Origin of the sequence: Caballeronia sp. LZ024 (assembly GCF_031451455.1) — a bacterium.
Classification (GTDB): Bacteria; Pseudomonadota; Gammaproteobacteria; order Burkholderiales; family Burkholderiaceae; genus Caballeronia; species Caballeronia telluris.
In genome coordinates this window covers 398,194-423,916 of the sequence record NZ_JARUXL010000003.1, presented here as the reverse complement: position 1 = coordinate 423,916, position 25,723 = coordinate 398,194, and the positions used below count along the sequence as shown (strand labels likewise).

Genomic DNA, 25,723 nt, shown 5'->3' with positions numbered 1-25,723 from the left:
CCGCCAGTCGCCAAGACGCGCGGCATCGCGAGTACCGAATTCCTGAAGGAAACATCTCCATGAAGCATCATTCGATACAACTGGCCTGCGCGGCCCTGGCCGCGACGCTCGCGGCACTGCCCGGCCTCTCGCATGCGGGCGTGCGCGTCTGCACCTTTCCCGGCAGCCCGTCGACGGCGCTCGATCACAGCGTGGCGAAAGCGGTGTTCAAGACAGCGGGCCTCGACGTCTCCTTCGTGCGCGAAGCGATCGGCGAAGGCGACGACGACGGCGTGTCGCCGAGAGAGCTGCACAAGGTCCTCGCGAAGGATTGCGACGTGATCGCAGGCTTTCCGCGCTCGAGCGTCGCCGACGGTTCTGATAGCAAGCTGCGTTTTTCGGCGAGCTATCTGCGCTCGGGCTACGTGAGCGTCGGGCTGCGCGACAGGCGCGCGCAGTCCGGCGCACCCGACATCGTCGCCGCGACTTATGCGAGCCCGGCGCAACTCATCGCCGTGCAGCAACGCGATGTGGAACTGGATCTGGAGAACACGTCGGAATCGACCGTCGATGCCGTCGCGAACGGCCGTGCGCGTCGGGCGATCGTCTGGTATCCGGCGCTCGTCGCTTATCGCGACAAGCATCCGCAGACGCGATTCGTGACGGCATCGACGCGTTCCGCTTACGCCGACTGGTCGCTCGTGTTCGCGCTCGCGCCGGACGCGGCGCCCTTGCAGAAGCGAATCGATCGCGCGATCGCGACGATGGCCGCCGATGGACGCCTCGCCACGCTCACGAAAGACTGGACGCTGCCCGCCGACGAAAAAACCGCGCAGACGACGCCCGCGTATCTCGACGGCCCGTCGCGCGGCGCCGCCGACGCGCATATCGTGCGCGTGGACGCGAGCACCGCCGGCGATCCCGCGTTCAGCCAGGCGCAGGTCGCGCACGGCAAGACGCTCTACGCGAGTTCATGCGCCAAATGTCACGGTCCCGACTTGCAGGGCATCACGGCGCCGGCGTTGCGCGGACCGTCGTTTGCGCCCGCGTCGGCGAAGGCGCATCCGATCGGCGCGATCTTCCAGTACATGGCGAGCAACATGCCGGCGGACAAGCCGGGCAAGATGCGCGATCAGGACTACGCGGACATCATGGCGTTCCTGCTGCATTCGAATGGCTACGGGGCGAGCACGGCCAAGCTCACCGCCGATGCCGCCCGCGCATCCACGACGCCGCTCGCGGCGCGCACGGCGCAGTGAGGCGCGTAGCCTCGCTGCGGTCGCGCAGCGAGGCTACGTCCAGGGACGATCAGCGATTAGCGATATACATCGTGACTTCGAAGCCGAATCGCAGGTCGGTGAAAGCGGGGGTGGTCCACGTCATGAGCATCTCCTTGAATGTTGCATTGGTTGGTGTGCGACCGGTCGATGACGGCGGTCGGTACAAGGCAGGCAAGCTTCGTGCCGTCGCGTGCTGCCCGCAGCCGCTCATCGCGCTGCGCCGCGCAGTGTTCCAAAGCGCAACACCGTTGCTCCACGCTGGCACAGCGGAGCAACAGTTCGCGGCTCAGGCGTCGTCGGTCCGCGCGCCGACCGCCACCCTGCGATAGATCGTATTGCGAGAGATGCCGAGCGAACGCGCCGCCGCCGATACGTTGCCGTTGTGCCGGGCAAGCGCCGCCGTAATCGCGGACGCCGTGAACGTGTGCAGATCGGCATCGGCATTGAGCGCGGCTGTCGTGCCGGGCGCCGCGCCGCGTTCGACGTCGTCGAAGAAATCGTCGGGCAAATGTTCGATGCGGATTTCGCCGTCGTCGTCCACCATCGCCGCCGCCGTGCGCAGCAGGTTGCCAAGCTGCCGGAAGTTGCCCGGCCAGCGGCATCGCTCGAAAAGCTGCATCACATCGGGCGCGATCGACAGCGGCGCCGCGCAGCTCGTCTCCTGCTGAAGCATGCGCTGCACGACCGTGCGCAGATCCGAACGATCGCGCAGCGGCGGAAGCTTCACGACAAGGCCATTGAGCCGGTAATAGAGGTCTTCGCGAAACCGGTTCTCGGCGATCATTTCGCGCAGGTCGCGGTGCGTCGCGCAGATGATCGCGACATCGACCGGAATCGACTTCGCCGAGCCGAGCGGGTTCACGAGCCGCTCCTGCAACACGCGCAGCAGGCGGACCTGCAACGGATACGGCATGTCGCCGATCTCGTCGAGAAAGAGCGTGCCGCCGTTCGCCTGCAGGAGCTTGCCCGTCGCGCCCTTGCGGCGCGCCCCGGTGAACGCGCCTTCTTCGTAGCCGAAGAGTTCGGATTCGATCAGCGTCTCGGGAATTGACGCGCAATTCACCGCGACGAACGGCCCCGACGCGCGCGGCGAATCATGATGGATCGCCTGCGCGAGCAGTTCCTTGCCGGTGCCGGTTTCGCCGGTGATGAGGATCGGGATGTCGCGATCGATCACCTTGCGCACCTTGCCGATCACCGCCGCGACGCGCGCATCGCCCGTATCGAGGCGCGCGAGTCCGCCGCCCGCCGAGGCGCGCGGCGCGGGCGCCTCGCGCTCGCGTTCGTATGGCCGGCTTGCGGGACGCTCGCTGGCCGTCACCGTCTCCCGGCGGTGCTCCACCTTCGCGCTCACGACGATGCCATCGGGCAGGCACAGCGGGATCGGCTGGCCGTGGCTGCCATTCACGCGGTCGATCAGTTGCGAAGCCGTCAGCCCGAACAGCGACGACAAGGTATGCGCCCGCAGCGCCGCGAGCGGCAAGCCGAACTGGAACTGCGCGCTGCGATTTGCGGAAAGAAAGCGCCCGTCGCACGTAAATGCGGCCATGCCTTCCATCAACGTGCCGAGAAACTCGCGGCGGCCATGAAATCCGATCCGCAGGGTTTCTCCGAAAGTGCTCGCGAACAGATGGTTTTCGATCATCTGCACCGACATCTTCGCGAGCGCCATCGTGTGCTGGTGATAGCTGCGATGGTCGCCGGTCACGTCGAGCACGCCGATCAGTTCGCCGTAAGGATCGAGGATCGGCACGCTCGAACACGTCAGGAAGCGGTTCGCGGCGAGATAGTGCTGCTCGCCATGCACGACCATCGGACAGCGCTCGGCGATCGCGGTGCCGATCGCGTTTGTGCCCTGGCGGTCTTCGGCCCAGTTCGCGCCGGGGCGCAACGCGACTTTTTCCGCGCGGCGAAGAAAGTCGTCGTCGCCGGTGGAGTGCAGCACCAAGCCCTGCGCGTCGGTCAGCACGATCATGCTCTGCGTGTTGACGATCTGCTCCTGCAGCGTCGCCATCACGGGCAGCGCGTGTGCGCACAGGACACGGTTCTGTTCCAGCTTCACGCGCAGCTCCGCGACGGGCAGGACGTCGTAATCGGGCGCGCTCGAACTCTTGAGCCCGAACGCCTCGGACCGCTGATGCGAGGTACAGATCGACGGCGCGAGCCAGGAAGTCTCGCCCAGCGCGGCAACGTGATGGCCGGCAGTGTTGTGCATCGTCTCCTCCTTATTCGATTTCGGTCTGGCGCCGAAACCATATGGCTGCAAACGAAGCAAGTTGCAGGCCATCGAGTGTGCTGCGAAGCGCGCTGGATCGCGGACCTGTTGGCCGAATCGGCTAAAGAAGCGAACGTGACGCGGTGCGTTGGACCAGTGTAGCCCGCGGATATCCGTCGGGCGATTCGGGTTCGCCGCGTGTCGGCGTCGGCCCGACAGTCTACGGATCGGTGTTGTGTTTCGAACGCCACCGCAGATTCGAAATCTTGCGCTTTCTCGCTACAAATCAATCACTTAACTCTATGCAAACAACTGGCATGTGATGTGCACTGTTTGCTGCGAGCCAGCGTTGCTTTGTGCGTCGATCGACTTCGGACAGCATCGGACGGCTTCGAAGAACCGGGCGCATCGGCGTCCGGCGTGAATGCCGGGAGTTCCTCATGCTGCTCGCTCGACTGTTCCGTTGTGTGGTGCGCGTTCTGTTCGCCGTGGCGTTCTGCACGCCCGCCGAAGGCAGCGCTGCGGTCGTCGGCGTGCCGGGCGCGAGCCACGCAGGCGCGCCCGGTGCGCTCGAGGCCGGCATCGAACGGCTGCGCGGCGCGACGTGGTGGGAAGCGAACCGCAAGATCCGGCCGGAACTGGCGCAAGTCGGCGACCTGATGTTCCTGCTGCCGCTCGCCGACTCGAAGCTCCAGCCGTCGTCGGATGCGATCGGCCGCGTCCAGCGCCTGCGCGACGCGCTGCGCTCGCACCTGACGAAACAGCCCGCCGGGTGGAATCGCCTCGTCGCCCAAGTGCGCGCCCAGCGCGCAAAGGCGGGCGACGAATCCGCGATTCTGCTCGCCGACGCGCTCGTCAACGAGGTCCGTTATCGCGACGGCACCGACGGCACCTACTATCCGCCGTCGCGTTTTTTCGCCGAGAGTGGCGTGTGCAAGGATTTCGCGACTGCCAAATACCTGCTGCTGCGCGATGCCGGCTTCGATATCGCGCGGCTTCGGCTCGTCTCGCTCGCGCCGCGCTACAACAACACGCCGGACGACTGGCACGTCATTCTGGTCGTGCAGATGGACGCGCCCGGCGAGCCGCTCGCGCTCGATTCGCCGACCGCTGCGCCGGCAAGGCGCGCGGGCGATTCGATCGACACGTCGCATTCGACGGGGCCGTCCGCGCTGCTCGACGCGATTCTTGCGGGCCGCAAGCCCGCCGATGCGGTGTTGCGCGCGCCTTCGGGTCCGCTCGTCGCGGCGCTCACCCGCTCGGGGCAGGCGCAACGGCCGCTCGCGACGGTCTTCAACGAAACCGGCAGCCGCTCGTTCGAACGCGACGCGCCCGGTGCGCTGCGGCGGACGTCGGCGGGCCGCGCGGTCAGGCCGATGTATGTGGATGCACTGGGACAGCCGTGGCAAGTCGACGGCTCGGGGACGTTTCCGAAGTGGCGCGTGGCGGCGAATGAAGGCGCCGCGCCCGCGCTGCTGCGCGTCGCGGCGCGCTGACGGAAACCGGGACGCGTCAGACCGAGCGCCGGATCTCCGAGATGCCGAACGCAGCCAGCGCCAACCCGGCGACGCGGTCGATCATGCGCCGCAGCCGCGCGCCGAGCGCGTGGCGCGCGCCCGACACCACGGCGACGAGAAAGCACCACCACGCAATCGACCCGAAGAACACGCCGAGCACGGTCGTCAGCGCGACGCCGGACGAGAACGGCCCGCGCGGCGCGAGCGTCGCGAAGAGCGCGGCGAACATGATGATCGTCTGCGGGTTGGTGAGCGTCAGCAGCAGCGAACTGGCGAACGCGCGCGCGGTGCCGGAGGCGTTGCCGTCGAGGGTGGCGGCGTCGGCGGCGGGCTTTTGCAACAACGTGCGCAGGCCGAGGTACAGCAGAAAAAGCCCCGCGACGAGGTGCAGCGGCTTGTCGTAGGCGAGCATGAAGTGCGACACGCTCACCATGCCGAGCGCGGCGACGAGCCCGTAGATCGCATCGCCGCTCGCGATGCCAAAGCCGATCGCGAGCCCCGCGCGCGGGCCTTCGGTGAGGGTGCGGCGGATGCACAGCATGCCCATCGGTCCGACGGGCGCCGCGACCGCGAGGCCGACGCCCGCAGCGGTGAAAAAGAGTCCAGCGTTCGGCATGAATGCTCCGGGTGATGCTTGTTGCGGGACGCGCGACGCTCAGTCCGGGGACGGCGCGTCCTGATCGGCGTCGATGCCGAGTTCGCGCGCCATCTTCGCGACGAGCGCCTCCAGCCGCTCGACTTTCGCCGCGAGGTAGCGCTGCTCGGCCCTGAGCGCGTCGATTTCGGCGAGCGGCGCGGCGGCGTCGTCGCTCACGACGCGCTCGCGGGTCTCGTCGATGCTCGGTTCGCCGCACAGCAGGTGCGCCCAGCGGCTTTCGCGCTCGCCCGGCACGCGCGACAGCTTGACGACATAGGGCGTCGCGCCGCCGGCGAGTTCGTCGAGAAAGCTTTCGACCGACGAGACATCGGCGAACGAATGCAGGCGCGTCGTGGCCGAGCGCAGTTCGGCGGGCGTCTGCGGCCCGCGCAGCACGAGCGCGGTCAGGAGCGCGACCGCCTGGCTCGGCACGCGCAGCACGCGCTGCATGTTGTGCTCGAAACGCGGCACGCGGCTGCTGCTGCCTTCCAGCACGAGGCTCAGCCGCTTCAGGCCGTCGATGGCCGCGAGCACGTCCGACTCGCTCGCGTTCATCACGGGCGAGCGCGCGGTTTTCTGATTGCAGCCGGACGTGAGCGAGTTGAGCGAGAGCGGATACGTGTCGGGGACGGTGAGCTGCTTTTCGACCAGCACGCCGACCACGCGCGCTTCGAGCGGCGTCAGCGGGCGGATTGCGCGGGGCGCGGAGGTGTCTGCGGTGGTGTTCATGATCGTTGGCGACTGGCGAGGGCTTGCGGCCCGAATAGGATTTGCTGGGGCGTCCGGCGGCAGGTTCTCGGCGACGGACGCGCGCGTTTGTCCGCTAGCTCGCCGCCGCCGTCTTGCGCGGCCGGCGCGCTCGCGGTGCGGATTTACGCGCCGGCTTGCGGGCCGGCTTCGGCTGTTCGGCGGACGGCGTGTCGTCGGGGTGATCGTGGGGCGCGTCCGGCGAGGCGGCCGTCTCCGCGATGTCGGCACTCGACGCCGCGTCTTGCGCGTCCGCTACCGGCCAGAAAGGCTGGGCGCGTTCGGGTAATGTCTGCGCGCCGCGCTTTTTCGTCGCCGTCTTGCGTCCGCGACGCGCCGCCGGCCTTGACGGCTGCTGCGCTTCAGTCGGCTCGGAGACTTCCGCCGGCTCGTCGGCGGCTTCTTGCGCGATTTGCACGTCGTGCTCGGGCGCCGCTTGCGGCACAAACGACTCGGCTTCTTCCGCCGAATACGGCTCCTCGACCACCGCGCTTTCGACCGGAGCCGGCGTTTCCTTCCGCCCGCCGCGCCCCTTGCGCCGGCCGCCGTTTTTCTCGCCCTTTTCGCCCCTGACGACGCCCGTCTCCTCGACGTTCGACACCGCCGGTTCCGCGACGATCGCCGCGTTCGACCGGAACACGAACGCACCCGATTTCTCGTCGCGCCCGACTTCCAGGAGCCCGCGCGCCTGCGCTTCGTCGAGCAGATTGCCGAACGCGCGGAACCCGAAGTACGACTCGCTGAAATCGGGTTTGCGCCGCTTGATCGCGCTCTTCAACACCGACGCCCAGATCTTCCCGCTCTCGCCGCGCTCGGACGACAGCGCGTCGAAGGTTTCGACCGCGAGCGCGATCGCCTGCGCCTTGCGCGCTTCCATACTGTGCTTTTGCTGGCGGCCGTCGTCCGCCGAGCGCTTCGCCCGCGCGCTCGCCTCGCTCGCCTCGCGCTTGGCGATCGCGCGTTGCTGCTCGCGCACGAGGTCGTCGTAGAAAATGAATTCGTCGCAATTCGCGACCAGCAGATCGGACGTCGAATTCTTCACGCCCACGCCGATCACCTTTTTCGCGTTTTCGCGCAGCTTGGAGACGAGCGGCGAAAAGTCCGAATCGCCGCTGATGATGACGAACGTATCGACGTGCGACTTCGTGTAGCAAAGGTCGAGCGCATCGACGACGAGCCGGATGTCCGCCGAATTCTTGCCCGACTGGCGCACGTGCGGAATCTCGATCAGCTCGAAACTCGCCTCGTGCATCGACGCCTTGAAGCCCTTGTAGCGGTCCCAGTCGCAATACGCCTTCTTCACGACGATGCTGCCCTTGAGCAGCAGCCGCTCCAGCACCGGCACGATGTCGAACTTCTCGTACTTCGCGTCGCGCACGCCGAGCGCCACGTTTTCGAAGTCGCAAAACAGCGCCATGCTGACGCTTTCCTGAGTTAAAGCCATGTGTTCTCCCGCCGTTTTTCCGTTTTGTCGCCGAGTCGTCGAAGCTCGATCGAGGCTCAAGGCGTCTTGAATTTGCGCACATGATAGCCCCTCGCGCTCGCGCGGCCGCGCGCGCGGCATTCCGCCGTCGCGCCGAGGACGTGTATCATCGCGTCCATCCCGCTTTTTTCCGCCTTTCCGCCATCGAGCGGCGGCCTTTGCGTGTTTTCCCGCGAGGCAGTCCGCCGTCCGCCCCTTTGCCTTTTTGCTCGCCTCGCGAGCGAACCGGGGCCAAGCCGGGCGCCGACCGGTGAACACGGACCCCGCGGACGAACCCATCGCTTATCTCGACACCATGCCAGTCTCCGAACTTCAACGGCGCCGCACGTTCGCGGTCATTTCCCACCCTGATGCGGGCAAGACGACGCTCACCGAAAAACTGCTGCTGTTCTCGGGCGCGATCCAGATCGCGGGCACCGTGAAGGGCCGCAAAAGCAACCGCTACGCGACGTCCGACTGGATGGAGATTGAGAAGCAGCGCGGCATTTCGGTCGCCAGTTCGGTGATGCAGTTCGAATACGGCGACGCCGTCATCAATCTGCTCGACACGCCGGGCCACGAAGACTTCTCCGAGGACACCTATCGCGTGCTGACCGCCGTCGATGCCGCCGTGATGGTGATCGACGGCGCGAACGGCGTCGAAGCGCAGACGTTGAAGCTGCTCGAAGTCTGCCGCGCGCGCCGCACGCCGATTCTCACGTTCATCAACAAACTCGACCGCGAAGTGCGCCAGCCGCTCGAACTGCTCGACGAAATCGAGCAGCATCTGGGCGTCGCGGCCGTGCCGTTCACCTGGCCGATCGGCATGGGCAAGGAATTTCAGGGCGTCTACGACATCCAGCGCGATCAGGTGCGCCTGTTCCGTCCGGGCCAGGACACGGCCGGCGGCGAAGTCGAAACGCTGACGGCGCCCTCCGACGAGGAAGGCGAACGCCGTTTTGGTTCGAGCTGGGCGCGCGCGAAGGAAGAAATCGACCTGATCACGGGCGCGACGCCGCCGCTCGACCGCGACGCGTTTCTCGCGGGCCAGCAGTCGCCGGTGCTGTTCGGCTCGGCGATCAACAATTTCGGCGTGAAGGAAATTCTCGACGCGCTCGTCGATCTCGCGCCGCCGCCCTCGATGCGCATGACCGTGCAGCGCCCCGTGATGCCCGACGAGCCGAAGTTCACCGGCGTCGTGTTCAAGGTGCAGGCGAACATGGACCTCGCGCACCGCGACCGCGTTGCGTTCATCCGCGTGTGTTCGGGCCATTTCGAGCGCGGCATGGCGCTCAAGGTCACGCGCTCGGCGAAGACGTTTCGCGCGAACAACGTCGTCACGTTCCTCTCGCAGCGCCGCGAGACGGTGAGCGAGGCGTATCCGGGCGACATCATCGGCATCCCGAACCACGGCACGCTGCGCCTCGGCGACACGCTCACCGAAGGCGAGGAACTCCAGTTCACCGGCCTGCCGTTCTTCGCGCCGGAAATCTTCCAGACCGTCGAAGTGGTCGATCCGATGCGCGCGAAGCAGCTCGGCGAAGCGCTCAACCAGTTCGGCGACGAAGGCGCGATCCAGGTGTTCCGCCCGGTCGTCGGCGGGTCGATCATCCTCGGCGCGGTCGGGCAGCTTCAGTTCGAAGTGGTGTCGCATCGGCTGTCGGCGGAATACAAGGTCGATGTGCGCATCATGCCCGCGCGCTATCGCATGTCGCGCTGGGTGACCTGCGACGACGCCGCCGAACTGCGCCGCTTCAGCGACGCCTACGCGGGCCGCATGGCGCTCGACGCATCGAACGCGCCGACGTATCTTGCTTCGCACATCTCCGAAATCGAAGTCGCGCAGAAGGCGTGGCCGAAGATCGTCTTCAACGAACTGCGCGAGCACTCCGGCGCGCCGTTTCGCAAGTCGCTCTGAGGCGTTCGTTTCAAGGCGTTGCTTTCAAAGCATTCTTTCAACCAACGAGGACCATTGTGAAGAGGCTGTTGACGTTATTGCTGGGTGCCACGCTCGCTGTTGCCGTTTCGACCGTGGCTCAGGCGAAGGACTGGTCGACGATCCGCTTCGGCGTCGATGCGAGCTATCCGCCGTTCGAATCGAAGGCGCCGGACGGCACGCTCGTCGGCTTCGACATCGACGTGGGCAACGAACTGTGCCGGCGCCTGAACGCGAAATGCGTGTGGGTCGAGAACGCGTTCGACGGCATGATTCCGGGCCTCAAGGCGAAAAAGTTCGACGGCGTGCTCTCGACCATGTCGATGACGCCCGCGCGCGTCAAGCAGATCGCGTTCAGCAGCAAGCTCTTCCATGTGCCGACCCGCCTCGTCGCGAAGAAGGGTTCCGCGATCCAGCCGACGGCCGAGTCGCTTGCGGGCAAATCGGTGGGCGTCGAGCAGGGTTCGATGCAGGAAACCTACGCGAAGGCGCACTGGGGCGCGAAGGGCGTGCAAGTGGTGTCGTATGCCGACCAGGACCAGGTCTATGCGGACTTGCTGACGGGACGCCTCGACGCGTCACTGCAAAACGCGGTGCAGGCCGAGCGCGGCTTTCTCGACACGCCGCGCGGCAAGCCCTACGCGTTCGCGGGCGGCGCGCTGGAAGACAGCGCGATCTTCGGGCCGGGCACGGCGATCGGCTTGCGTCGCGAAGACACCGACCTGAAGGAGAAGCTCGACGGCGCAATCGCCGCGATGATCAAGGACGGCACGTACAAGAAGATCGCCGACAAGTATTTCGACTTCGACGTGTACGGCGAGTGAAGTCCTGACGCGCGATGTCGAAAGCGGCGCCCCATGAGGCGCCGCTTTTCATTTCAGGCGCACGGTTTCGATCAGTTCTGACACGCCGAGCCAGAGAATCTGCACGCCGATGCAGAAGATCACGAAGGCGAAGAGCCGCATGGCGACCTGCGTGCCGACGGTGCCGAGCAAGCGTTCGAGGTGGCCGGAAAAGCGCACGCACACGTAGATGCTCGCGCACAGGATCACGAGCGCGACGCCCACGCCGACCATATGCACCGGCAACAGTCCCGCACGCGGCGAACCGGTGCCGAGCGCGATCGCCACGGCGATGGCGCCCGGGCCGACGGTGATCGGCAGCGTCAGCGGATAAAACGACTTCGCGCGCAGCGACGCCGTGCGATCGGTCGCGGGCGCGACTTCGGCGGCTTCGGCTTCCGTGTCGTCGGGGGCTTGCAGGAGATTCCAGCCCGCCATCGCGATGACGACGCCGCCCGCGACACGCAGCACCGGAATCGAGATCCCGAAGAACGACCGCACATATGCGCCGATCGAGAGCGAAGCGAGCAGGATCGCAAAGCTGTTGATCGAGATGCGCCGGGCGATTTCGCTGCGCTCGGCGAGCGTCGCGTGCGGCACCATGCTGAGCACGATGAGCGCGGTGGCCGGCGGATTGATGAGAGGAAAAAGCCCGGCGACGATCACGAGGACCGTCTTCGTGAATTCGTTGAGCATGGAGTTCCTTGGGTCGCTGACGCTTCCTGGTTCGCGAAGTGCTCGTCCGGGTTCGAGTATAGGTGAGCCGATCCGGTGGGACCAGCGCCGACCAGGCCGTGCTGCCGTTGACAGCACCAAACGTCCATTTTCTAGTTTACTGGATATGAAATCCATTAAACTGGACGGCATGGATATCAATGCAACCATCGCGCGCCGCGTGCGGGAACTGCGAGACGCGCAAGGCTGGTCGCTCGACGCGCTGGCCGAACGCAGCGCAGTGAGCCGCTCCAACATCTCGCTCATCGAACGCGGACAGAGCAGCCCCACCGCGACCGTTCTCGACAAACTCGCGACCGCGCTGAATGTGCCCCTCGCCTTGCTGTTCGAACAGAGCGTGGCGCCGGCGGCCGAACCATCGCCGGTTTCCCGCGCCGCTGAACAGCCGGTCTGGACCGATCCAGCGTCCAAATATATCCGGCGACACCTGTCGCCCGCCGCACGCTCGCCGATCCAGCTCGTCGAGGTCAGGTTTCCCGCTGGCCGGCGCGTCGACTACGACACCCGTTCGCGCGACGCCCAGATTTTCCAGCAGGTCTGGTTACTCGAAGGCACGATGGAAATCACGGTCGGCGAAACGCGCTGGCGGCTCGAGGCCGGCGACTGCCTCGCAATGCGGCTGGATTGCCCCACCGCCTTCAGGAATCCCACCAGGAAGGTCGCGCGTTATCTGGTGGCGCTCACCTCCCTCCCTCAATAACGGAACAACGAATGATCGACACTGTGACAGTGCGCCGCGCAAGCGCCGGTGAAGCGGCAGCGTGCGTGGAAGGTCTCGCCGATGTGCTCATCGACTGCGTCGAAGGCGGCGCATCGGTGAGCTTCATGCTGCCGATTTCCCGCGAGAAGGCCGTGGCATTCTGGCAAAGGGTAGCCGAAGGCGTCGCGCGCGGGGAACGCGTACTGCTGGTCGCCGAAGACGAAACCGGGCGGATCGTCGGTACGGTTCAAGTCGTCACGGAGCAGCCGGAGAACCAGCCGCATCGCGCGGACATCGCAAAGATGCTGGTGCATCGGCAGGCTCGTCGGTGCGGCGTCGGACGGCTGCTGATGGCGGAGGCCGAACGCGCAGCACGCGAGGAGAACAAGTCCGTGCTCGTGCTCGATACCGTGACCGGAGGCGATGCCGAAAGGCTGTATGAGCGTGCGGGCTGGCAACGTGTCGGCGAAGTGCCGAACTACGCGCTGATGCCCGACGGCGAATTGTGCGGGACGACGTTTTATCACAAGCAACTGCTGTAGCGTCGCCGATCGAGAGCGCAAGCAGCGCGGAAGTATCTCAGCACACGTTTCTCCTCACCTCGTCCGCGCGCTCGGTCGCTGAATGCGCTTGCGCGACGACGCGCTCACCAGTCGCTGTCGACGAGCACGTCCGTTTCGTGACCATTTCGATAGCTTGCTAACGAATTTGTCTCAAAATATAATGCCCGCCATGCAAAATCTCGACGCCTTGCGACTCGCCGTGAGCAGTACGCTCGTGACCGCCGCCCGCCACTGGCGGCGCGCGAGCCACGGACTGCTGGCCGCCTACAACGTCTCCGAAGCCTGCGCCGCGCCGCTCCTGATCGCCGGCAGGCTCGGCGCGGGCGTGCGGCAGGTGACGCTCGCGGAGCACGTGGGCATCGAAGGTCCGTCGCTCGTGCGCTTGCTCGACCAGTTGTGCGCCGCCGGCCTGATGCGCCGCGACGAAGACCCCGACGACCGCCGCGCGAAAACCATCTCGCTGACCGACGAAGGCCGCGCAATCACCGCGACCATCGAGAAGGAACTGACCGGGCTGCGCGGCGAAGTGCTCGAAGGCGTGAGCCGCGCCGATCTGGAAGCCACGCTGCGGGTGTTGACGCTCTTCAACGGGTCCAAGCGGGTGGCCGCGCCCCGGCGCGCTCCGGCCCACGAACCCGCGCGCGAGCCCGCCCATCGCGATCCGAAGCACCCGGACACCGCACCATGACGCTACCGTCCGCGCGCGACTGGCTGTTTTCGCTGAAGACTTTCACCGCCTCGATGCTGGCGCTCTACATCGCGCTCAGGCTCGAACTGCCGCGACCCTACTGGGCGATGGCGACGGTCTATATCGTGTCGAATCCGTTTGTCGGCGCGACGCGTTCGAAGGCGCTCTACCGCGCGCTCGGCACGATGCTCGGCGCCTCGGCGGCGGTGCTGTTCGTGCCGCCGTTCGTGGAATCGCCGTATCTGTTCAGCTTCGTCGTCGCGCTGTGGACGGGCACGCTGCTCTATCTCGCCATTTCCGACCGCACCGCGCGCAGCTACGTCTTCATGCTCGCGGGCTACACGCTGCCGCTGATCGCGCTGCCCGCCGTGACGAACCCGGCCGGCGTCTTCGACCTCGCGATCACGCGCACCGAGGAAATCCTGCTCGGCATCGTGTGCGCGAGCGTCGTCGGCGGGGCGGTGTTTCCGAGCCGGCTCGCGCCGTCGCTCGTCGAGCGCACCGACGCCTGGTTTCGCGACGCCGCGTTCTACGTCAAGGAGACGCTTTCCGGGCGCATCGCGGGTCAGCCGATCTCCGCGGCGCGCCAGCGGCTCGCCGCGACCGTCAACCAGCTCGAATTCCTGCTGAGCCAGCTCGCCTACGATCACACGCGGCCCGACATCCTCGTGCGCGCGCACGCGCTGCGCGGACGCATGCAGTTGCTGCTGCCGATCGTCTCCGCCCTCGCCGATCCGCTGATCGCGCTGCTCGGCGGCGCCAGGGCGCGTCCGGCGGGCCTCGCGACACTGCTCGCCGATGTCGTCGCATGGTTCGACGCGCCGCTCGCCGAGAACGAAACGGCCGAGCGCGAAGCCGACCGTCTGCGCGAGCGCATCGCGGCGCTGGAACCGGCGCCGGCCGAACTCGCGACCTGGGAAGGCGCGCTCCTGTCGAATGCGCTCTGGCGGTTGAAGCAGGTCGTCGACGTCTGGCAGGACTGCCGCGCGCTGCGCATCCTGATCGCGCGCGAGAAAGGCGCCTGGCGGCCGCGCTTCAGGCATTGGCGGCTCGGCGGCTCGGCGCGCTATTTCGATCGCGGCATGCTGCTGTTCTCGGCCGGCTCGGCGGTGGCGGCGATCTTCGTCGCGTCGAGCCTGTGGATCAGCTCCGGCTGGAACGACGGCGCCGCGGCCGTGTCGCTCGCGGCGGTCGCGTGCTGCTTCTTCGCCGCGCTCGACGAACCCGCGCCGCAGGTCTTCGCGTTCTTCGTCTGGACTTGCGCGAGCGTCGTGCTCGCCGGGCTGTACCTGTTCGTGATCCTGCCGAACGTGCACGATTTCGCGATGCTCGTCGTGATGTTCGCCGTGCCGTTCCTGATCGTCGGCACGCTGATTCCGCGCCCGCAGTTCAATCTCGCGACGATGCTCGTCGCCGTCAACACGGCCTCGTTCATCAGCATCCAGAGCGCCTACGAAGCCAACTTCCTGACCTTCCTGAATAGCAACCTGGCGGGTCCGGCGGGCCTGCTCTTCGCGTTCATCTGGACGCGGATGACGCGCCCGTTCGGCGCGGAACTCGCGGCGGCGCGCCTGATGCGATCGAGCTGGCAGGACGTGGTGCTGAGCACGGCCACGCCGCCCGACGGCGATCAGCGCAATCTCGCCGCACGCATGCTCGACCGCCTGATGCAACTGATCCCGCGCCTCGCCGCCACCGACGACCATCGTCACCCTTCGATCGAGAGCTTTCGCGATCTGCGGGTCGCGTTCAACGCGCTCGATCTCACGCGCGCGCGGCGCCGCACGGGCGACGACGTGAGCGCGTCGATCGACACGGTGCTCGACGGCGTCCGCGATCACTACAACCGCTGCGTCGCGCGCCGCGCGCGTCAGCCGGTACCGGCGAGCCTGCAAACGGCCATCGACGCCGCGCTCGCGCGCGTGTCGACCGCAAACGGCGGCGGCGGCGAGCCGCTGGCCGAAGGTCAGCCCGCCCCCGCCTCTGCGCTGCCCGCGCGCCCGTTGCGCGACGCGCTGCACGCGCTCGTCGGCATCCGGCTGTCGCTCTTTCCGCAGACGAGCGGCGTGACCGGGCCGGCACAAGAGGCCTCGGCATGACGTTCCTTCACCTTACCCGCGCGGAGTCCGTCCGATGATCGGCGAAATCGACATCTTCGGCGTCTTCGTGCCGGCCATTCTCGTGCTGATGCTCGTCGCGTATCTCGTGAATCTCGCGATCCGCACGGTACTCGCGCGCGTCGGCTTTTATCGCTTCGTCTGGCACCGGTCGATCTTCGATCTGGGCATTTACGTGCTCGTGCTCGGTGCTGTCGTCGTTCTTTCCCATCGGTTCGTGACGTGAAAAAAACCTGGTTCTCCGTTGGACAGATTCTCCTGACGCTCGTCGTCGTGGCCGTCGCGTGCTTCGTGCTGTGGCGGCTCGTCGGCTATTACATGTTTTCGCCGTGGACGCGCGACGGCCACGTGCGCGCCGATGTCGTGCAGGTCGCGCCGGACGTCGGCGGGCTGATCGTGCAAGTCGATGTCGTCGACAACCAGTCGGTCAAGCAAGGCCAGACGCTCTTCGTGATCGATCAGGCGCGCTACGCGCTGACGCTGCGTCAGGCGCAGGCGACCGCGCAGCAGCGCCGCGCGACGCTCGACCAGGCGCGCCGGGAGGACGCGCGCAACCGCGCGCTCGGCGATCTGGTCGCGCGCGAGGCAGCGGAGGAAACGCGCTCGCGCGTGCAGCAGGCGGAAGCCGCGCTCGCCGACGCCGAAGTCGCCATCGATACCGCGCGCCTGAATCTCGCGCGCACGGTGATCGTGAGCCCGGTCGACGGCTATCTGAACGACCGCGCGCCGCGCACCGGCGAATACGTGGCGGCGAGCCGGCCGGTGCTGTCGGTGGTCGACATGCATTCGTTTCGCGTCGACGGATACTTCGAGGAAACGAAGCTGCGCGGCATCGACATCGGTCAGGCGGTGGATATCGAGGTCATGGGCGAGCCGGGCGTGCTGCGCGGGCACGTGCAGAGCATCGCGGCGGGTATCGAGGACCGCGACCGCACGCAGGGCACGAACCTCCTGCCGAACGTGAATCCGGCGTTCAGCTGGGTGCGGCTCGCGCAACGGATTCCGGTGCGCATCGCGCTCGACGAAGTGCCCGCCGACTTCCGCATGATCGCCGGGCGCACCGCGACGGTCTCGGTGCGCCGGCTCGCGCCGTCGCTCGGGCCCGAGCGGGCGGCGTCCAGTGTGCCTGGGACTTCGTCGGCTGCGGGCGCTTCCACGGTGCCGGCCGCCTCCGCCGCGCAGCCGTCGTCGGAAATCAAGCGATGAAGACGCCGCGCGCTTTCACCCTCGCACTCCTGCCGGCCGTCTGCGCGCTCGCCGCTTGCATCACGGTCGGCCCGGACTATTCGCTGCCCAAGGACGCCGTGGTCAACGCGCCGCTCGCAAACGCGCCGCTCGACGGCGCGGGCGACGCGCTCGTCGGCCATCAGGCGGTGCCGCAATACTGGTGGCGTCTCTACGACGATCCGGCTCTCGACAGCCTCGTGCAGGACGCGCTGAAATCGAACGCCGATTTGCGCGTCGCGGCGGCGAACCTCGCGCGCTCGCGCGAAGCGCTCGGCGTCGCGGAGGCGCAGGGCGGCTTCTCGGGCAAGGCCGACGCGGCGGTCAAGCGCGCGCAGGAATCGGGCGAGCAGTTCCTGATCTTCGAAAAGCTGCCCGTCGTCAACGAAGGCGACATCGGCCTCAGCGTCTCATACGAAATCGATCTGTTCGGCACGCTCAGACGCGGCGTCGAAGCGGCCGGCGCCGACACCGAGGCCGTGCAGGCCGCCGGCGATCTCGCGCGCATCACGGTGGTCGCGGATGTCGTGCGCGCCTACGTCGAGAACTGCTCGGCCGCCGAGGAACTGGCGATCGCGCAGCAGTCGCTCGCGCTGCAAAAGCAGCGCGTCGTGCTCACGCGCCGGCTGCGCGACGCGGGGCGCGGCAACACGCCCGACGTCACGCGCGGCCAGACGCAGGTCGAAACCCTCACCGCCGATATTCCGCGCTATCGGGCGCGCCGCCGCATCGCGCAATACCGCCTCGCGATGCTGCTCGCGCGCGCCCCCGCCGACCTGCCGAAAGCAGTGCTCGCGTGCCACGAGACGCCGCGCATCAAAAACGCGTTGCCGGTCGGCGACGGCGCCGCGCTCCTGCGCCGCCGCCCCGACGTGCGCGAGGCCGAACGGCGGCTCGCGGCATCGACGGCGCGCATCGGCGTCGCGACCGGCGCGCTCTATCCGACCGTCGCGATCGGCGCTTCGGTCGGGGTGACGGGCGTCGCGGCGGATCTCGGCAAGCCGGAAACGCAGCGCTGGGGATTCGGGCCGCTCATCAGCTGGACGTTTCCCGCGAACGGCGCGCGCGGCCGCGTGCGCGAAGCGCGGGCCGGCGCGGACGTCGCGCTCGCCCGCTTCGACAGCGTCGTGCTCAACGCGCTGCGCGAAACGCAGACGAGCCTCGCGACCTACGCCGCCGACTACGAGCGCATGGAGTCGCTGCGCGCGGCGCAGAAATCGGCGGCGCAGTCCGCGAGCGAGACGCACCGTTTCTATATCGCGGGTCGCGAGTCCTTCATCGCCGACCTCGACGCGACGCGCACGCTCACCACGACCAATTCGCAGCTCGCGGCGGCGGAAGGCCAGGTCGCGCTCGATCAGGTCAACCTGTTCCGCGCGCTCGGCGGCGGCTGGGAAACGCCGGTGGCGAACGCTCGTCCGGAAATGGCGAAAAAGTAGGCGGAATCCGGGGACGCCGATAAATCTGTCAACTTTTGTGTACAGTCACGCGTTGATGGAACGTCGTGTAATCGAAGTGAATGGCGCGAAAGCGTGTCACGACAGCCTGGCACAACGGCCGCACGTGCCGCGCGTGTCTCGTATCCGAAGGCCCTACCCGCTCAATAACAGGAGTTTCAGATGAAACAAACGAACAAGTTGGCAGTAGTCGGCATGCTGGCATTTGCACTCTCGGCACCGGTGTTCGCGCAAGGCGCGGGCGGCGGCGGCGGCTCGAACTCGGATGGCGGCAAGGCCGAAGGCCCCGATTCGGGCATGGCGGCATCGGGCCCGCACGTGAAGCACAAGAAGGGCACCGGCGGCACGACGCTGCATCAAGAGAACAAGGCCGCGCACCTGAAGGGTGCATCGGCGGCGAAGGCGGCATCGTCGCTCGGCACCAACGACAAGGGCCAGCCGCAGTAAGCGGCGTCTCGCTGTATGAAAAGCCCGGCCACGACGAATGGCCGGGTTTTTTTTCGCCCAAATTTCGACGATCCGTCGCGCGATCAGATTAGCTGTGCGTTGGGCAGCGGGTTGCCGAGATCGTCGGTCGGCACCAGTTGCTTGTTGAACGCGGCGAAGTACACGGCCCATTCGGGCTCGCCGAGATCGGCCAAAAGACAGCCGTCCTGCCAGATGTCGTTGTGATCGTTGGAGTCGTCGCCCGGACGGTGGATGAAACTGCCCGTCGAACCCTGATTCATGTGCGTATCGTGGATGCCGTTGCCTTCGGCATAGAAGCGGCCGAACACGTACACGTCGGACTGAAGCTGCTGCGCGCGCAGCAGCAGCCGGTTCAACGACGCCGCAGGTTCCGGGAATGCTGAGCCGTCCATCACGTCGCTGTTGCGCCAGTTGCCGGTCGTCGAGAGGATGTCGCTGCGGATGAAGTCGATCGCGGGCAATGCGGCCGTGCCCGTCAGCGGATGCGATCCGGCGCTCATCTGCCCGAGCGTCTGGATGACCGGGTGGCGGAAGTCGTAGGCGAGCTTGTACTTCAGCAGGTCGTCGTCGTCGTTGGTGCCGACGTTGACCGCGACGTCCCATTGCGCGCCATTGACGAGCACGCCGAAGTGCTGGTGATACTGCGTTTCATGCTGCCGGCGAGTCGCCTTCAGCACGGGCGGCGAAACGATTCGAGCCTTGACGAAACCGTAGGCCAGTGCCATCCGACGCTCCTTCGTTGCGTGCGCGAAGAGCCAGCAGGATAACGCGATTGGTCGAGGCGCGTTCCGGACGATCGCCCTATGCCTCGCGCCGCCCTGCCTGATCGCGAACTGCGGCGATGAAACGGTCTGCGCTCCACGACTCCGTCAGCGCGCGGCGAAAGAGCCCCTGCTGACTTTCCGGCGCAAGACCGCCTTGCGGCGGGTCCTTGTCGAGATTCGTCGGAAACGGATAGCCTTCCGCAGTCGAGGCAATCACCGCGTCGGCCTCTTCCGGCGTGATGCGCTGCGTCTGCATCCGGTCGAGCAGGACCGGATAAACGACCTCGCACATCCTCGTGCGGTTCAGCGATTCCATCGCCCGGCCGTAAGCCGAGGAAATCTGCAGCAGGTTCGCCATGCGGTGCACCGAGGTTGTCCTGTTCTCGCCGGCGGCATGGAACAGCGCAGGACTGAAGAAGACGGCGTCGCCTTTTTCGAGCGGCAACTGGACGAAGTGCGTCTCAAAGTAATCGCGAAAGTCCTGCCGACGCCACGCCAGATAGCCCTCGGCATAGCGCTGCGAGAAAGGCAGGAGCTTCGTCGGACCGCTTTCCACGGGCATGTCGGTGTGAGCCACGGCTCCCTGCAGCGTAAGAAACGGCGACATCGCGTGAACGTGGGCGGGATAACGCTCGGCCTCTCCCGCGGTTTGAAATCCGAGATGGTAATCCCGGTGCGCCTGCTGCGCCTGACCGCCGGGGCGCACGACGTTGACCTGCGACGTCACCTGGAAGTGCGGACCTAACCACGCTTCCGCCATCGCCACGAGCGCCGGACGGGCGAAGTAGCTGGCGAATACCGAGGGCGCTCGCAGGCAAAGCTTTTCCTGCGCGTTCCAGATGCGGTCGTTCGCGCCCGCCTTCGCGAAATGGTCAGCGGCCGCGATCCCGGCTTCGTGCTCCTCGCGGATGACCGATTCGAAGACCGCCGTCGCCGCATCGACCGGTGCGGCGTCGGTGTAGACGCGCTTGAGCACCAGCACGCCCGCGCCCGCGTGCAAAACGTTGGCCCATTCGGCCTGCAGGTCCGCACGTCGCGATGCATCTTCGAGCGCAGCGCCAAGTTCACGGCAGTCGTACACCGGAACGTGGTCGACGGTCTCGGCGGCAAACCGCAGACCGTCGTCGTCTGCACGGGGTTCAAGCGCCGAGACGAATTCCCGTAGCGAGCAATCCTGCTCGCGGTACCCGTTGCGTCGGGTGGCTGTGGCGTTCATGGTGTCTCCTTCTGTTCTTGTTCCAACGATAGCCCTCCCGCGCGTGCTTGCGTTACCATAAAAACATCAAAAACACCTCAAGCCGGGACGACCGACGTGGCTCATCGATTCCTCATGAAGGAAATCGCGCTTCAGGCGGGGCTTGGGCTCGCGACGGTCGACCGCGTCCTGAACGGGCGGGAACACGTCCGCGAGCACACGCGCCAGCGCGTGCAACACGCCATCAAGGAACTGGAAAAGCAGCAGTTCCAACTGGCGACGAGCGGACGCAAGCTCGTCGTCGATGTCGTCGTCGAAGCGCCGCGGCGGTTTTCCGACGAAATCCGTGAAGCGCTGGAGTCGGAACTGCCGGGCCTGCATCCGGCCGTGTTCCGGCCACGCTTTCTGATGCACGACACGATGACGACAGCAGACGTCGTGGATGCGCTGAAGTCGATTGGCCGACGAGGCAGTCATGGCGTGTTGCTCAAGGCGCGGGACGTCCCCGAGGTTGCCGGCGCTGTCGCGCAGTTGCAGCAACGCGGTGTCCCCGTGATCACCATTTTTACGGACATGCCGCTGTCCGCGCGCATCGCCTACGCGGGCCTCGACAACCGGATGGCGGGCGCGACAGCCGCTTACCTCATCGGTCAATGGCTCGCGCGCCGGGACGGCGACGTCCTCATCACAATGAGCGACGAGCGCTTCAGAGGCGAGGAAGAACGCGAAATCAGCTTTCGCGAAGAGTTGCGGCGGCGGTATCCGAAGCTGGGGCTCGTGGATGCGAGCGGCGGTCACGGTCTCGACGTACAGACGGAGGAGCGCGTCAGGCGAGCGGTCGGTTCAGGCCGGAAAATCGTCGCGGTGTATTCGATGGGCGGCGGAAATGTCGCGATACTCCGCGCGCTCGAGTCGATCGGCCAGAAACCGAAGTGTTTCATCGGGCACGATCTGGATCGCGACAATGTCGAGTTGCTGCATGACGGAAAACTGAGCGCGGTGCTGCACCACGATCTGCGACAGGACATGCGCACCGCGTGTCACCACGTCATGCACTTTCACAAGCTGCTGCCGGCGTCGGCGGTGGGGTCTTCGTCGTCGGTGGTCGTCATCACGCCGACGAACATTCCGCAATCCGTCGAACAGCGATTCTGCAGACGGACCGCTCAATCAGGAATCTCGGGTTCGACGAGCCTTGCCAGTTGAACCAGCGACTCCTGCCAGCCGAGGTAGCACATCTCCACGGGAATGACCTCCGGTATGCCCTCTTGCACGATCGAGAGTTCGGTTCCGCAGGACACCTGCCGCAAAGAAACCGTGACGTGCATCTCGCCGGGCAGGTTCGTGTCGTCGAACCGGTCCGTGTAGCGAATCTTCTCGGACGGCACCAGTTCGATGTACTCGCCGCCGAACGAATGGCCGTGCCCCGTGCCGAAGTTGCGAAAGGACATCTTGTGGGTGCCACCGACACGGGCTTCCATGTGGTGAACCTGACAGGTGAATCCATACGGAGGAAGCCATTTCGCGATCGCATCGGGTTCGAGGAAGGCGCGATAGATGCGCTCCGGCGGAGCGCGCAAAACGCGGTGGAGTTGGATGGTTCCGGTTGTCATGGTGTGATTTCCGTTCACGGAGAAGTGGGTCATATCCCTACGACGATGCGCCGCCGTTCATATCGACACGAGCGGGATCAGGGAAAACCCGCTCGCTCGACGCTCGCTTGCGCATCGTAATCCGCACCATCATTCTTGCGTTGAAATCCCGCGATGCAAACCGCTCGGGAAGCCGAGGCAGGCCGCGTCTGGAGCATACTGTGGCCATCCACGCCTCCCGATTGACCGAACGAATCGCGTGAATACCACCAAGCCTGTTCGTGTCGATGGGCCGATTTGGGCTCGGCGTTGTCAATAGGCGAAGTCGTTGCGCTCCCGAATATCCCCTTCCCGCATGGATCTCTTGCGGTTCTTTTTTGCGCCGGGATTCATTCTCCATCGGAAATAGAGTGACAAGGGATGCTAGCGTCACCTCCAGCGAGTATGTGGTTTAGCAACGGAGATTAGTTTTCAGGCTCAGTTACATCGAGAAATGATTTCGCGAGATCTCGCACAAAACCTTTCTCGTCATCTTTTGTTTTAATATTTGGCTTCTCACGTTCTTCAGAAAGCTCCTTTTTTACTTCATCTTCAAGAGGTAGCAATCTCGCCTCGTTTTTTAGGTTCTCACAATTCGTTGAACGAGTGGAAACAAATATATTCTCGCCTGACTTACAAAATAGAAGGGTGTTCCGCGCGATGCTGTCGTCATTAACCATTCTGGGCACATTGTCATATCCATAGTGGAAAAATAATTTCTTGTCGTAACTGGAATAAATTTCGAATCGATCGACGTTCTGATCATCTACTTTATACGATCTACCATTCATAAAAACTGTTTTCAATGAAGAATTTTTTTGATATCTAAACATATACACGTTAACTTGGATCTTGCTGAGCACATCTTTATCGCCAATGATGACAAAAGGGGGCTCCGAATAAGTGAAATGCCACCATAAAAACATGGTTATTAGGATTGCGACCAATAAACACATTAATGCCTTATACTTTTTTGCGATGGTCATTGTAGTATCCTTGGTGAATCGAGCGAATCTTTTCTCCGTTCTTGTAGCAGTACATAGGTTGGACTGGATCAAAGTGCTTCTTGATGTATTCCCGATCTGGATCTGGGTCAAGAATATATCCGCTAAGGTCAGTGGCCTTCCACCCACCGTTCATGCCTGCGGCGACCTGAAAAGTTGCCCCGACGGACCATCCCGTGCGCATATCTCGCGCTGCCGAAGTAACTCGATAGTCGGGTAGAAATGATGGGGCTGATTTGGTCGATTGGCCCCATACCTCGACATTTTCGAAATTTTTCTTTGTCGATAAGGTTTTGGCGAAATTCTTGTAGGCCTTCTGATTTGGATGATCTACTGGAGGTGCTTCGAGAGCCGAATCGCAACCATATAGGATAAATCTTGGACAATTAGAGTCCCAATTGAAGTCGATTGATTCCCAACCATCCAATTTCATTTGACCAAATTCACCTGGCGTGCCGAATGAATACTTTGCTGGGTTTGCGCTTCCAATGGGACCATCGCCTCCTGCATGAGAATGATAGCTAACTTCTTTTGTACGAACCTTAAGCGCACCCCCGAATTTTGAAATGTATCGGGGAATGATATCCAAGATTTCTGAAACATCTTCGATGTCTGGACAGTGTACTTCATGTATATGTTCGTCGTACCAGCTGCTGTTTTTTATATTATGCATTCTGGTTTTCGCGCCTTCACTGTAAAGATATCCGCCAAATTTTCCTTTTACCCAAAAAAGCAAAAAGAGTAATTTTACTTGCGGTATTTTTACTTCCCTGCGCTCCGTGTTGTCAACAGGGGAAGTTGTTGAGCTGCCGTATGCTACCCATTTCGTATCTGATGTGTCATCCATGGCGCTATCCTTGCTCGTAATTCTTTTCTCTAATCTATTTCCGTGGCTATATACATAAGAGACATGATGGCAGTTACTCCTGTGCCACTTCAATTATGAGTTTTTCCGGATGGGAAGTTATCACTAAATGAGTGTGTCCGGTGGCATCGGTTATCCCCTCTTCATAGCTTCCGTCCTGCCGTTTGATTCTGTATTTGCGACCAACTAAAATTTCACCGGTATGCTCGTTTTTGAGAAGAAATGCCTCGTCGAATAGGCCCCCCCCGGGCATCAACGGCAACACAGGGTTTCGCGACGCCTTGCCTTTTTTCTAAACCGTAATGGTCTTAAAAAATAGGTCGTAGGGGCCACCCAGCGTGATGCTGCCGTCCTTGATCTGGATGAATGCGCCGCCACATTCGAGGATGATTTCCTTGGCGGCGGCGAGGTTAACCTTGCCGTTGACGCTGGCAAAATTGACGTCCTTGTCCGCAATGACCGACATTGGGCCGCTCTGCGCCTGGAACTCGACGGGGCCTTTTGCGGCGAAGATCTTGATGCCGCACTTCTGTGCGAAGAGCGATATCTTTTCGCCTACCGCGGCGGTAAAGCGCTTCGCGACGCTGAAGTCAGCATTCTTGCCGGCCACGCCGGTAATACTGTCTTCCGCGGAAAACTGTATCCCGCCGGCTGCCACAAGGCCCGCTGATGCTGGCGTGCTCATGAGGAGGCCGGGCTTCTTCAGCCCATCGAGATCGTCCTTGACTTGCTGCTGGGCGGCGGTATCGGCAGGCTCGGCCTTCGCGCTGCTCGCGGAATTCGCAAGTACCTTGGCGAGTTCCAAAGCGCTTTCGAGCTGCGCGATGGTCTCCTGCATGTCGAGCTGCTTGCCGTTCGCGGCCGGGCGATCGTAGGCCGTCAGGTGCAGGCCCTTGCCTGCTCGACTTACGCCGTAGCCCGATGTCCGAAGCTCATAGCCTTCACCCCTGTATTCGAGCTTCTGATTCACCAGATAGCCGAGATTGAGCTGTGACTTGCCCGAGTGTTCCGTACTAAGCTTTATGCCCTCCTGCCCTGCCCAATCTTCCAAGCGCAGTTTATTGTTGCTTTGGGTTCGGATCGTGTTGCGCGAAAGCCAGCGACGGTCATTCGTGATGAGATCGCGCGCCTGACTGTGATGATGAAAAGCCGTAATTTCCGGCTTGTCCGGATCGCCATCTCTAAACGAGATCACGGCTTCGTCATTATCGAGCGCGACGAAGTGCATGCCGGTCTGCAACTTGCCCGCGAACGGTTTGGCGAGACGCAGCGGCACGCTTTCGCCGCCCTTGGGCCAGTCAGCGAAATCAACATCGAACCGCACGACGTAGTAGCCGACCGAATTCAGATACCCATAGGTGTATTTATCCGGGCTGCAAATTCTTGCACTGAGCGTGCCGGCGATTTTGGGCCAGCTCTCCGGCCTGATTTCAAGACGGAAGCGCCGATCGGCGGGGATGGCCTTATAGCTGTTGGTGTAGGCCTTGTCGCGCGCACCACGGTGCGTGACCTCGATAATCACCTGGCCCTTGGGCGCATCGGGCAGCACGACGTCGGTTTCGAGCACGCGCGCGCACTGCAGCGCCGCCATGGTGCTCTCGCCCTCGAATACCACCTGCCGCGCGATCGCCGCCTCGTGGCGAAGTTGCGCCTCCCACTTCGCACCCTGCTGATCCAGGTGATGCGTGCCGTAGATG

General features: G+C 64.4%; 25 protein-coding genes. 13 read left to right on the top strand and 12 right to left on the bottom strand.

Features of this window, described 5'->3' with window-relative positions; translation table 11 throughout:
- The first annotated feature begins 59 nt into the window (after positions 1–59).
- Positions 60–1,238: a c-type cytochrome gene (locus tag QCE48_RS19430; protein ID WP_309784132.1), complete on the top strand. Its 1,179-nt coding sequence runs from the start codon at positions 60–62 to the stop codon at positions 1,236–1,238.
- Positions 1,239–1,287: 49 nt separating this feature from the next.
- On the opposite strand, the gene pqqA is transcribed toward QCE48_RS19430, so the two are convergent.
- Positions 1,288–1,362 (bottom strand): pyrroloquinoline quinone precursor peptide PqqA, encoded by a 75-nt coding sequence (gene pqqA, locus QCE48_RS19425; RefSeq protein ID WP_309785055.1) that lies wholly within the window; start codon positions 1,360–1,362, stop codon positions 1,288–1,290.
- 183 nt (positions 1,363–1,545) lie between these two features.
- Positions 1,546–3,474: a sigma-54-dependent Fis family transcriptional regulator gene (locus QCE48_RS19420; protein ID WP_309784130.1), complete on the bottom strand. Its 1,929-nt coding sequence runs from the start codon at positions 3,472–3,474 to the stop codon at positions 1,546–1,548.
- A 440-nt stretch (positions 3,475–3,914) separates the two neighbouring features.
- Here QCE48_RS19420 and QCE48_RS19415 point away from each other — a divergent pair, with 440 nt between their 5' ends.
- Positions 3,915–4,970, top strand: a complete 1,056-nt coding sequence (locus tag QCE48_RS19415) for a transglutaminase domain-containing protein (RefSeq protein WP_309784129.1) — start codon at positions 3,915–3,917, stop codon at positions 4,968–4,970.
- A gap of 16 nt (positions 4,971–4,986) precedes the next feature.
- On the opposite strand, the gene QCE48_RS19410 is transcribed toward QCE48_RS19415, so the two are convergent.
- The 3 genes from QCE48_RS19410 to QCE48_RS19400 all read right to left on the bottom strand — a co-directional run bounded on the left by QCE48_RS19410 (position 4,987) and on the right by QCE48_RS19400 (position 7,792).
- Complete coding sequence (locus QCE48_RS19410; protein WP_309784128.1) at positions 4,987–5,607, bottom strand: LysE family transporter; 621 nt, start codon at positions 5,605–5,607, stop codon at positions 4,987–4,989.
- A gap of 39 nt (positions 5,608–5,646) precedes the next feature.
- On the bottom strand, positions 5,647–6,357 hold the full coding sequence (locus tag QCE48_RS19405; protein WP_309784127.1) for a YceH family protein: 711 nt from the start codon (positions 6,355–6,357) through the stop codon (positions 5,647–5,649).
- A gap of 94 nt (positions 6,358–6,451) precedes the next feature.
- Positions 6,452–7,792, bottom strand: coding sequence for an NYN domain-containing protein (locus QCE48_RS19400; RefSeq protein ID WP_309785054.1), 1,341 nt, complete (start codon positions 7,790–7,792; stop codon positions 6,452–6,454).
- A 361-nt stretch (positions 7,793–8,153) separates the two neighbouring features.
- On the opposite strand from QCE48_RS19400, the gene QCE48_RS19395 reads away from it, so the two are divergent.
- Positions 8,154–9,755 carry a peptide chain release factor 3 gene (locus QCE48_RS19395; RefSeq protein WP_309785053.1) on the top strand — a complete coding sequence of 534 codons (1,602 nt, stop codon included), beginning with the start codon at positions 8,154–8,156 and terminating at the stop codon, positions 9,753–9,755.
- Positions 9,756–9,811: 56 nt separating this feature from the next.
- Entirely contained in the window at positions 9,812–10,597 is a 786-nt protein-coding gene (locus QCE48_RS19390) for an ABC transporter substrate-binding protein (RefSeq protein WP_309784126.1), read from the top strand.
- A gap of 48 nt (positions 10,598–10,645) precedes the next feature.
- Here the strand turns inward: QCE48_RS19390 and QCE48_RS19385 are convergent, their stop codons facing one another.
- Entirely contained in the window at positions 10,646–11,311 is a 666-nt protein-coding gene (locus tag QCE48_RS19385; RefSeq protein WP_309784125.1) for a MarC family protein, read from the bottom strand.
- Between the two features lie 169 nt (positions 11,312–11,480).
- On the opposite strand from QCE48_RS19385, the gene QCE48_RS19380 reads away from it, so the two are divergent.
- From QCE48_RS19380 to QCE48_RS19345, 8 genes are all read left to right on the top strand, one after another.
- A complete protein-coding gene (locus tag QCE48_RS19380) occupies positions 11,481–12,050 on the top strand; it encodes an XRE family transcriptional regulator (protein ID WP_309785052.1) in 570 nt (189 codons plus the stop codon).
- Between the two features lie 11 nt (positions 12,051–12,061).
- Positions 12,062–12,592 (top strand): GNAT family N-acetyltransferase, encoded by a 531-nt coding sequence (locus QCE48_RS19375; protein ID WP_309784124.1) that lies wholly within the window; start codon positions 12,062–12,064, stop codon positions 12,590–12,592.
- A gap of 190 nt (positions 12,593–12,782) precedes the next feature.
- Complete coding sequence (locus tag QCE48_RS19370) at positions 12,783–13,301, top strand: MarR family transcriptional regulator (protein ID WP_309785051.1); 519 nt, start codon at positions 12,783–12,785, stop codon at positions 13,299–13,301.
- The gene (locus QCE48_RS19365) at positions 13,298–15,400 is read left to right on the top strand and encodes an FUSC family protein (protein ID WP_309784123.1); all 2,103 of its coding nucleotides are present in this window, start codon (positions 13,298–13,300) and stop codon (positions 15,398–15,400) included. The genes QCE48_RS19370 and QCE48_RS19365 overlap by 4 nt, the downstream gene beginning before the upstream one ends.
- A gap of 34 nt (positions 15,401–15,434) precedes the next feature.
- Positions 15,435–15,644, top strand: coding sequence for a DUF1656 domain-containing protein (locus QCE48_RS19360; protein WP_309784122.1), 210 nt, complete (start codon positions 15,435–15,437; stop codon positions 15,642–15,644).
- On the top strand, positions 15,641–16,624 hold the full coding sequence (locus QCE48_RS19355; protein ID WP_309784121.1) for an efflux RND transporter periplasmic adaptor subunit: 984 nt from the start codon (positions 15,641–15,643) through the stop codon (positions 16,622–16,624). The genes QCE48_RS19360 and QCE48_RS19355 overlap by 4 nt, the downstream gene beginning before the upstream one ends.
- Positions 16,621–18,081: an efflux transporter outer membrane subunit gene (locus QCE48_RS19350; RefSeq protein ID WP_309784120.1), complete on the top strand. Its 1,461-nt coding sequence runs from the start codon at positions 16,621–16,623 to the stop codon at positions 18,079–18,081. Before QCE48_RS19355 ends, QCE48_RS19350 begins: the two co-directional genes overlap by 4 nt.
- Before the next feature lie 180 nt (positions 18,082–18,261).
- A complete protein-coding gene (locus tag QCE48_RS19345; RefSeq protein WP_116565728.1) occupies positions 18,262–18,546 on the top strand; it encodes a hypothetical protein in 285 nt (94 codons plus the stop codon).
- Positions 18,547–18,629: 83 nt separating this feature from the next.
- Here the strand turns inward: QCE48_RS19345 and QCE48_RS19340 are convergent, their stop codons facing one another.
- Together QCE48_RS19340 and QCE48_RS19335 are read right to left on the bottom strand one after the other, a co-directional pair.
- Complete coding sequence (locus tag QCE48_RS19340; RefSeq protein ID WP_309784119.1) at positions 18,630–19,292, bottom strand: DUF2278 family protein; 663 nt, start codon at positions 19,290–19,292, stop codon at positions 18,630–18,632.
- Positions 19,293–19,368: 76 nt separating this feature from the next.
- Positions 19,369–20,547, bottom strand: coding sequence for a phytanoyl-CoA dioxygenase family protein (locus QCE48_RS19335; RefSeq protein WP_309784118.1), 1,179 nt, complete (start codon positions 20,545–20,547; stop codon positions 19,369–19,371).
- Positions 20,548–20,643: 96 nt separating this feature from the next.
- On the opposite strand from QCE48_RS19335, the gene QCE48_RS19330 reads away from it, so the two are divergent.
- Entirely contained in the window at positions 20,644–21,732 is a 1,089-nt protein-coding gene (locus tag QCE48_RS19330; RefSeq protein WP_309784117.1) for a LacI family DNA-binding transcriptional regulator, read from the top strand.
- Here the strand turns inward: QCE48_RS19330 and QCE48_RS19325 are convergent.
- The 4 genes from QCE48_RS19325 to QCE48_RS19310 all read right to left on the bottom strand — a co-directional run.
- Positions 21,693–22,139, bottom strand: a complete 447-nt coding sequence (locus QCE48_RS19325; protein WP_309784116.1) for an SRPBCC family protein — start codon at positions 22,137–22,139, stop codon at positions 21,693–21,695. The genes QCE48_RS19330 and QCE48_RS19325 overlap by 40 nt on opposite strands.
- 443 nt (positions 22,140–22,582) lie before the next feature.
- Positions 22,583–23,143: a hypothetical protein gene (locus QCE48_RS19320; RefSeq protein ID WP_309784114.1), complete on the bottom strand. Its 561-nt coding sequence runs from the start codon at positions 23,141–23,143 to the stop codon at positions 22,583–22,585.
- On the bottom strand, positions 23,121–24,008 hold the full coding sequence (locus tag QCE48_RS19315; RefSeq protein ID WP_309784113.1) for a hypothetical protein: 888 nt from the start codon (positions 24,006–24,008) through the stop codon (positions 23,121–23,123). The genes QCE48_RS19320 and QCE48_RS19315 overlap by 23 nt, the downstream gene beginning before the upstream one ends.
- A gap of 310 nt (positions 24,009–24,318) precedes the next feature.
- Positions 24,319–25,723 (bottom strand): DUF2345 domain-containing protein (locus QCE48_RS19310; protein ID WP_409014721.1); only part of this gene is annotated, 1,405 nt, incomplete at its 5' end.

Bases quoted from the DNA above. Each gene is read 5' to 3' on its own strand.
- QCE48_RS19410 (WP_309784128.1), bottom strand. From the start codon at position 5,607: ATGCCGAACGCTGGACTCTTTTTCACCGCTGCGGGCGTCGGCCTCGCG.
- QCE48_RS19325 (WP_309784116.1), bottom strand. From the start codon at position 22,139: ATGACAACCGGAACCATCCAACTCCACCGCGTTTTGCGCGCTCCGCCG.
- QCE48_RS19315 (WP_309784113.1), bottom strand. From the start codon at position 24,008: ATGGATGACACATCAGATACGAAATGGGTAGCATACGGCAGCTCAACA.
- QCE48_RS19365 (WP_309784123.1), top strand. From the start codon at position 13,298: ATGACGCTACCGTCCGCGCGCGACTGGCTGTTTTCGCTGAAGACTTTC.
- QCE48_RS19320 (WP_309784114.1), bottom strand. From the start codon at position 23,143: ATGACCATCGCAAAAAAGTATAAGGCATTAATGTGTTTATTGGTCGCA.
- QCE48_RS19395 (WP_309785053.1), top strand. From the start codon at position 8,154: ATGCCAGTCTCCGAACTTCAACGGCGCCGCACGTTCGCGGTCATTTCC.
- QCE48_RS19430 (WP_309784132.1), top strand. From the start codon at position 60: ATGAAGCATCATTCGATACAACTGGCCTGCGCGGCCCTGGCCGCGACG.
- QCE48_RS19340 (WP_309784119.1), bottom strand. From the start codon at position 19,292: ATGGCACTGGCCTACGGTTTCGTCAAGGCTCGAATCGTTTCGCCGCCC.
- QCE48_RS19420 (WP_309784130.1), bottom strand. From the start codon at position 3,474: ATGCACAACACTGCCGGCCATCACGTTGCCGCGCTGGGCGAGACTTCC.
- QCE48_RS19385 (WP_309784125.1), bottom strand. From the start codon at position 11,311: ATGCTCAACGAATTCACGAAGACGGTCCTCGTGATCGTCGCCGGGCTT.
- QCE48_RS19370 (WP_309785051.1), top strand. From the start codon at position 12,783: ATGCAAAATCTCGACGCCTTGCGACTCGCCGTGAGCAGTACGCTCGTG.
- QCE48_RS19415 (WP_309784129.1), top strand. From the start codon at position 3,915: ATGCTGCTCGCTCGACTGTTCCGTTGTGTGGTGCGCGTTCTGTTCGCC.
- QCE48_RS19335 (WP_309784118.1), bottom strand. From the start codon at position 20,547: ATGAACGCCACAGCCACCCGACGCAACGGGTACCGCGAGCAGGATTGC.
- QCE48_RS19345 (WP_116565728.1), top strand. From the start codon at position 18,262: ATGAAACAAACGAACAAGTTGGCAGTAGTCGGCATGCTGGCATTTGCA.
- QCE48_RS19400 (WP_309785054.1), bottom strand. From the start codon at position 7,792: ATGGCGCTGTTTTGCGACTTCGAAAACGTGGCGCTCGGCGTGCGCGAC.
- QCE48_RS19375 (WP_309784124.1), top strand. From the start codon at position 12,062: ATGATCGACACTGTGACAGTGCGCCGCGCAAGCGCCGGTGAAGCGGCA.
- QCE48_RS19405 (WP_309784127.1), bottom strand. From the start codon at position 6,357: ATGAACACCACCGCAGACACCTCCGCGCCCCGCGCAATCCGCCCGCTG.
- QCE48_RS19360 (WP_309784122.1), top strand. From the start codon at position 15,435: ATGATCGGCGAAATCGACATCTTCGGCGTCTTCGTGCCGGCCATTCTC.
- QCE48_RS19350 (WP_309784120.1), top strand. From the start codon at position 16,621: ATGAAGACGCCGCGCGCTTTCACCCTCGCACTCCTGCCGGCCGTCTGC.
- QCE48_RS19380 (WP_309785052.1), top strand. From the start codon at position 11,481: ATGGATATCAATGCAACCATCGCGCGCCGCGTGCGGGAACTGCGAGAC.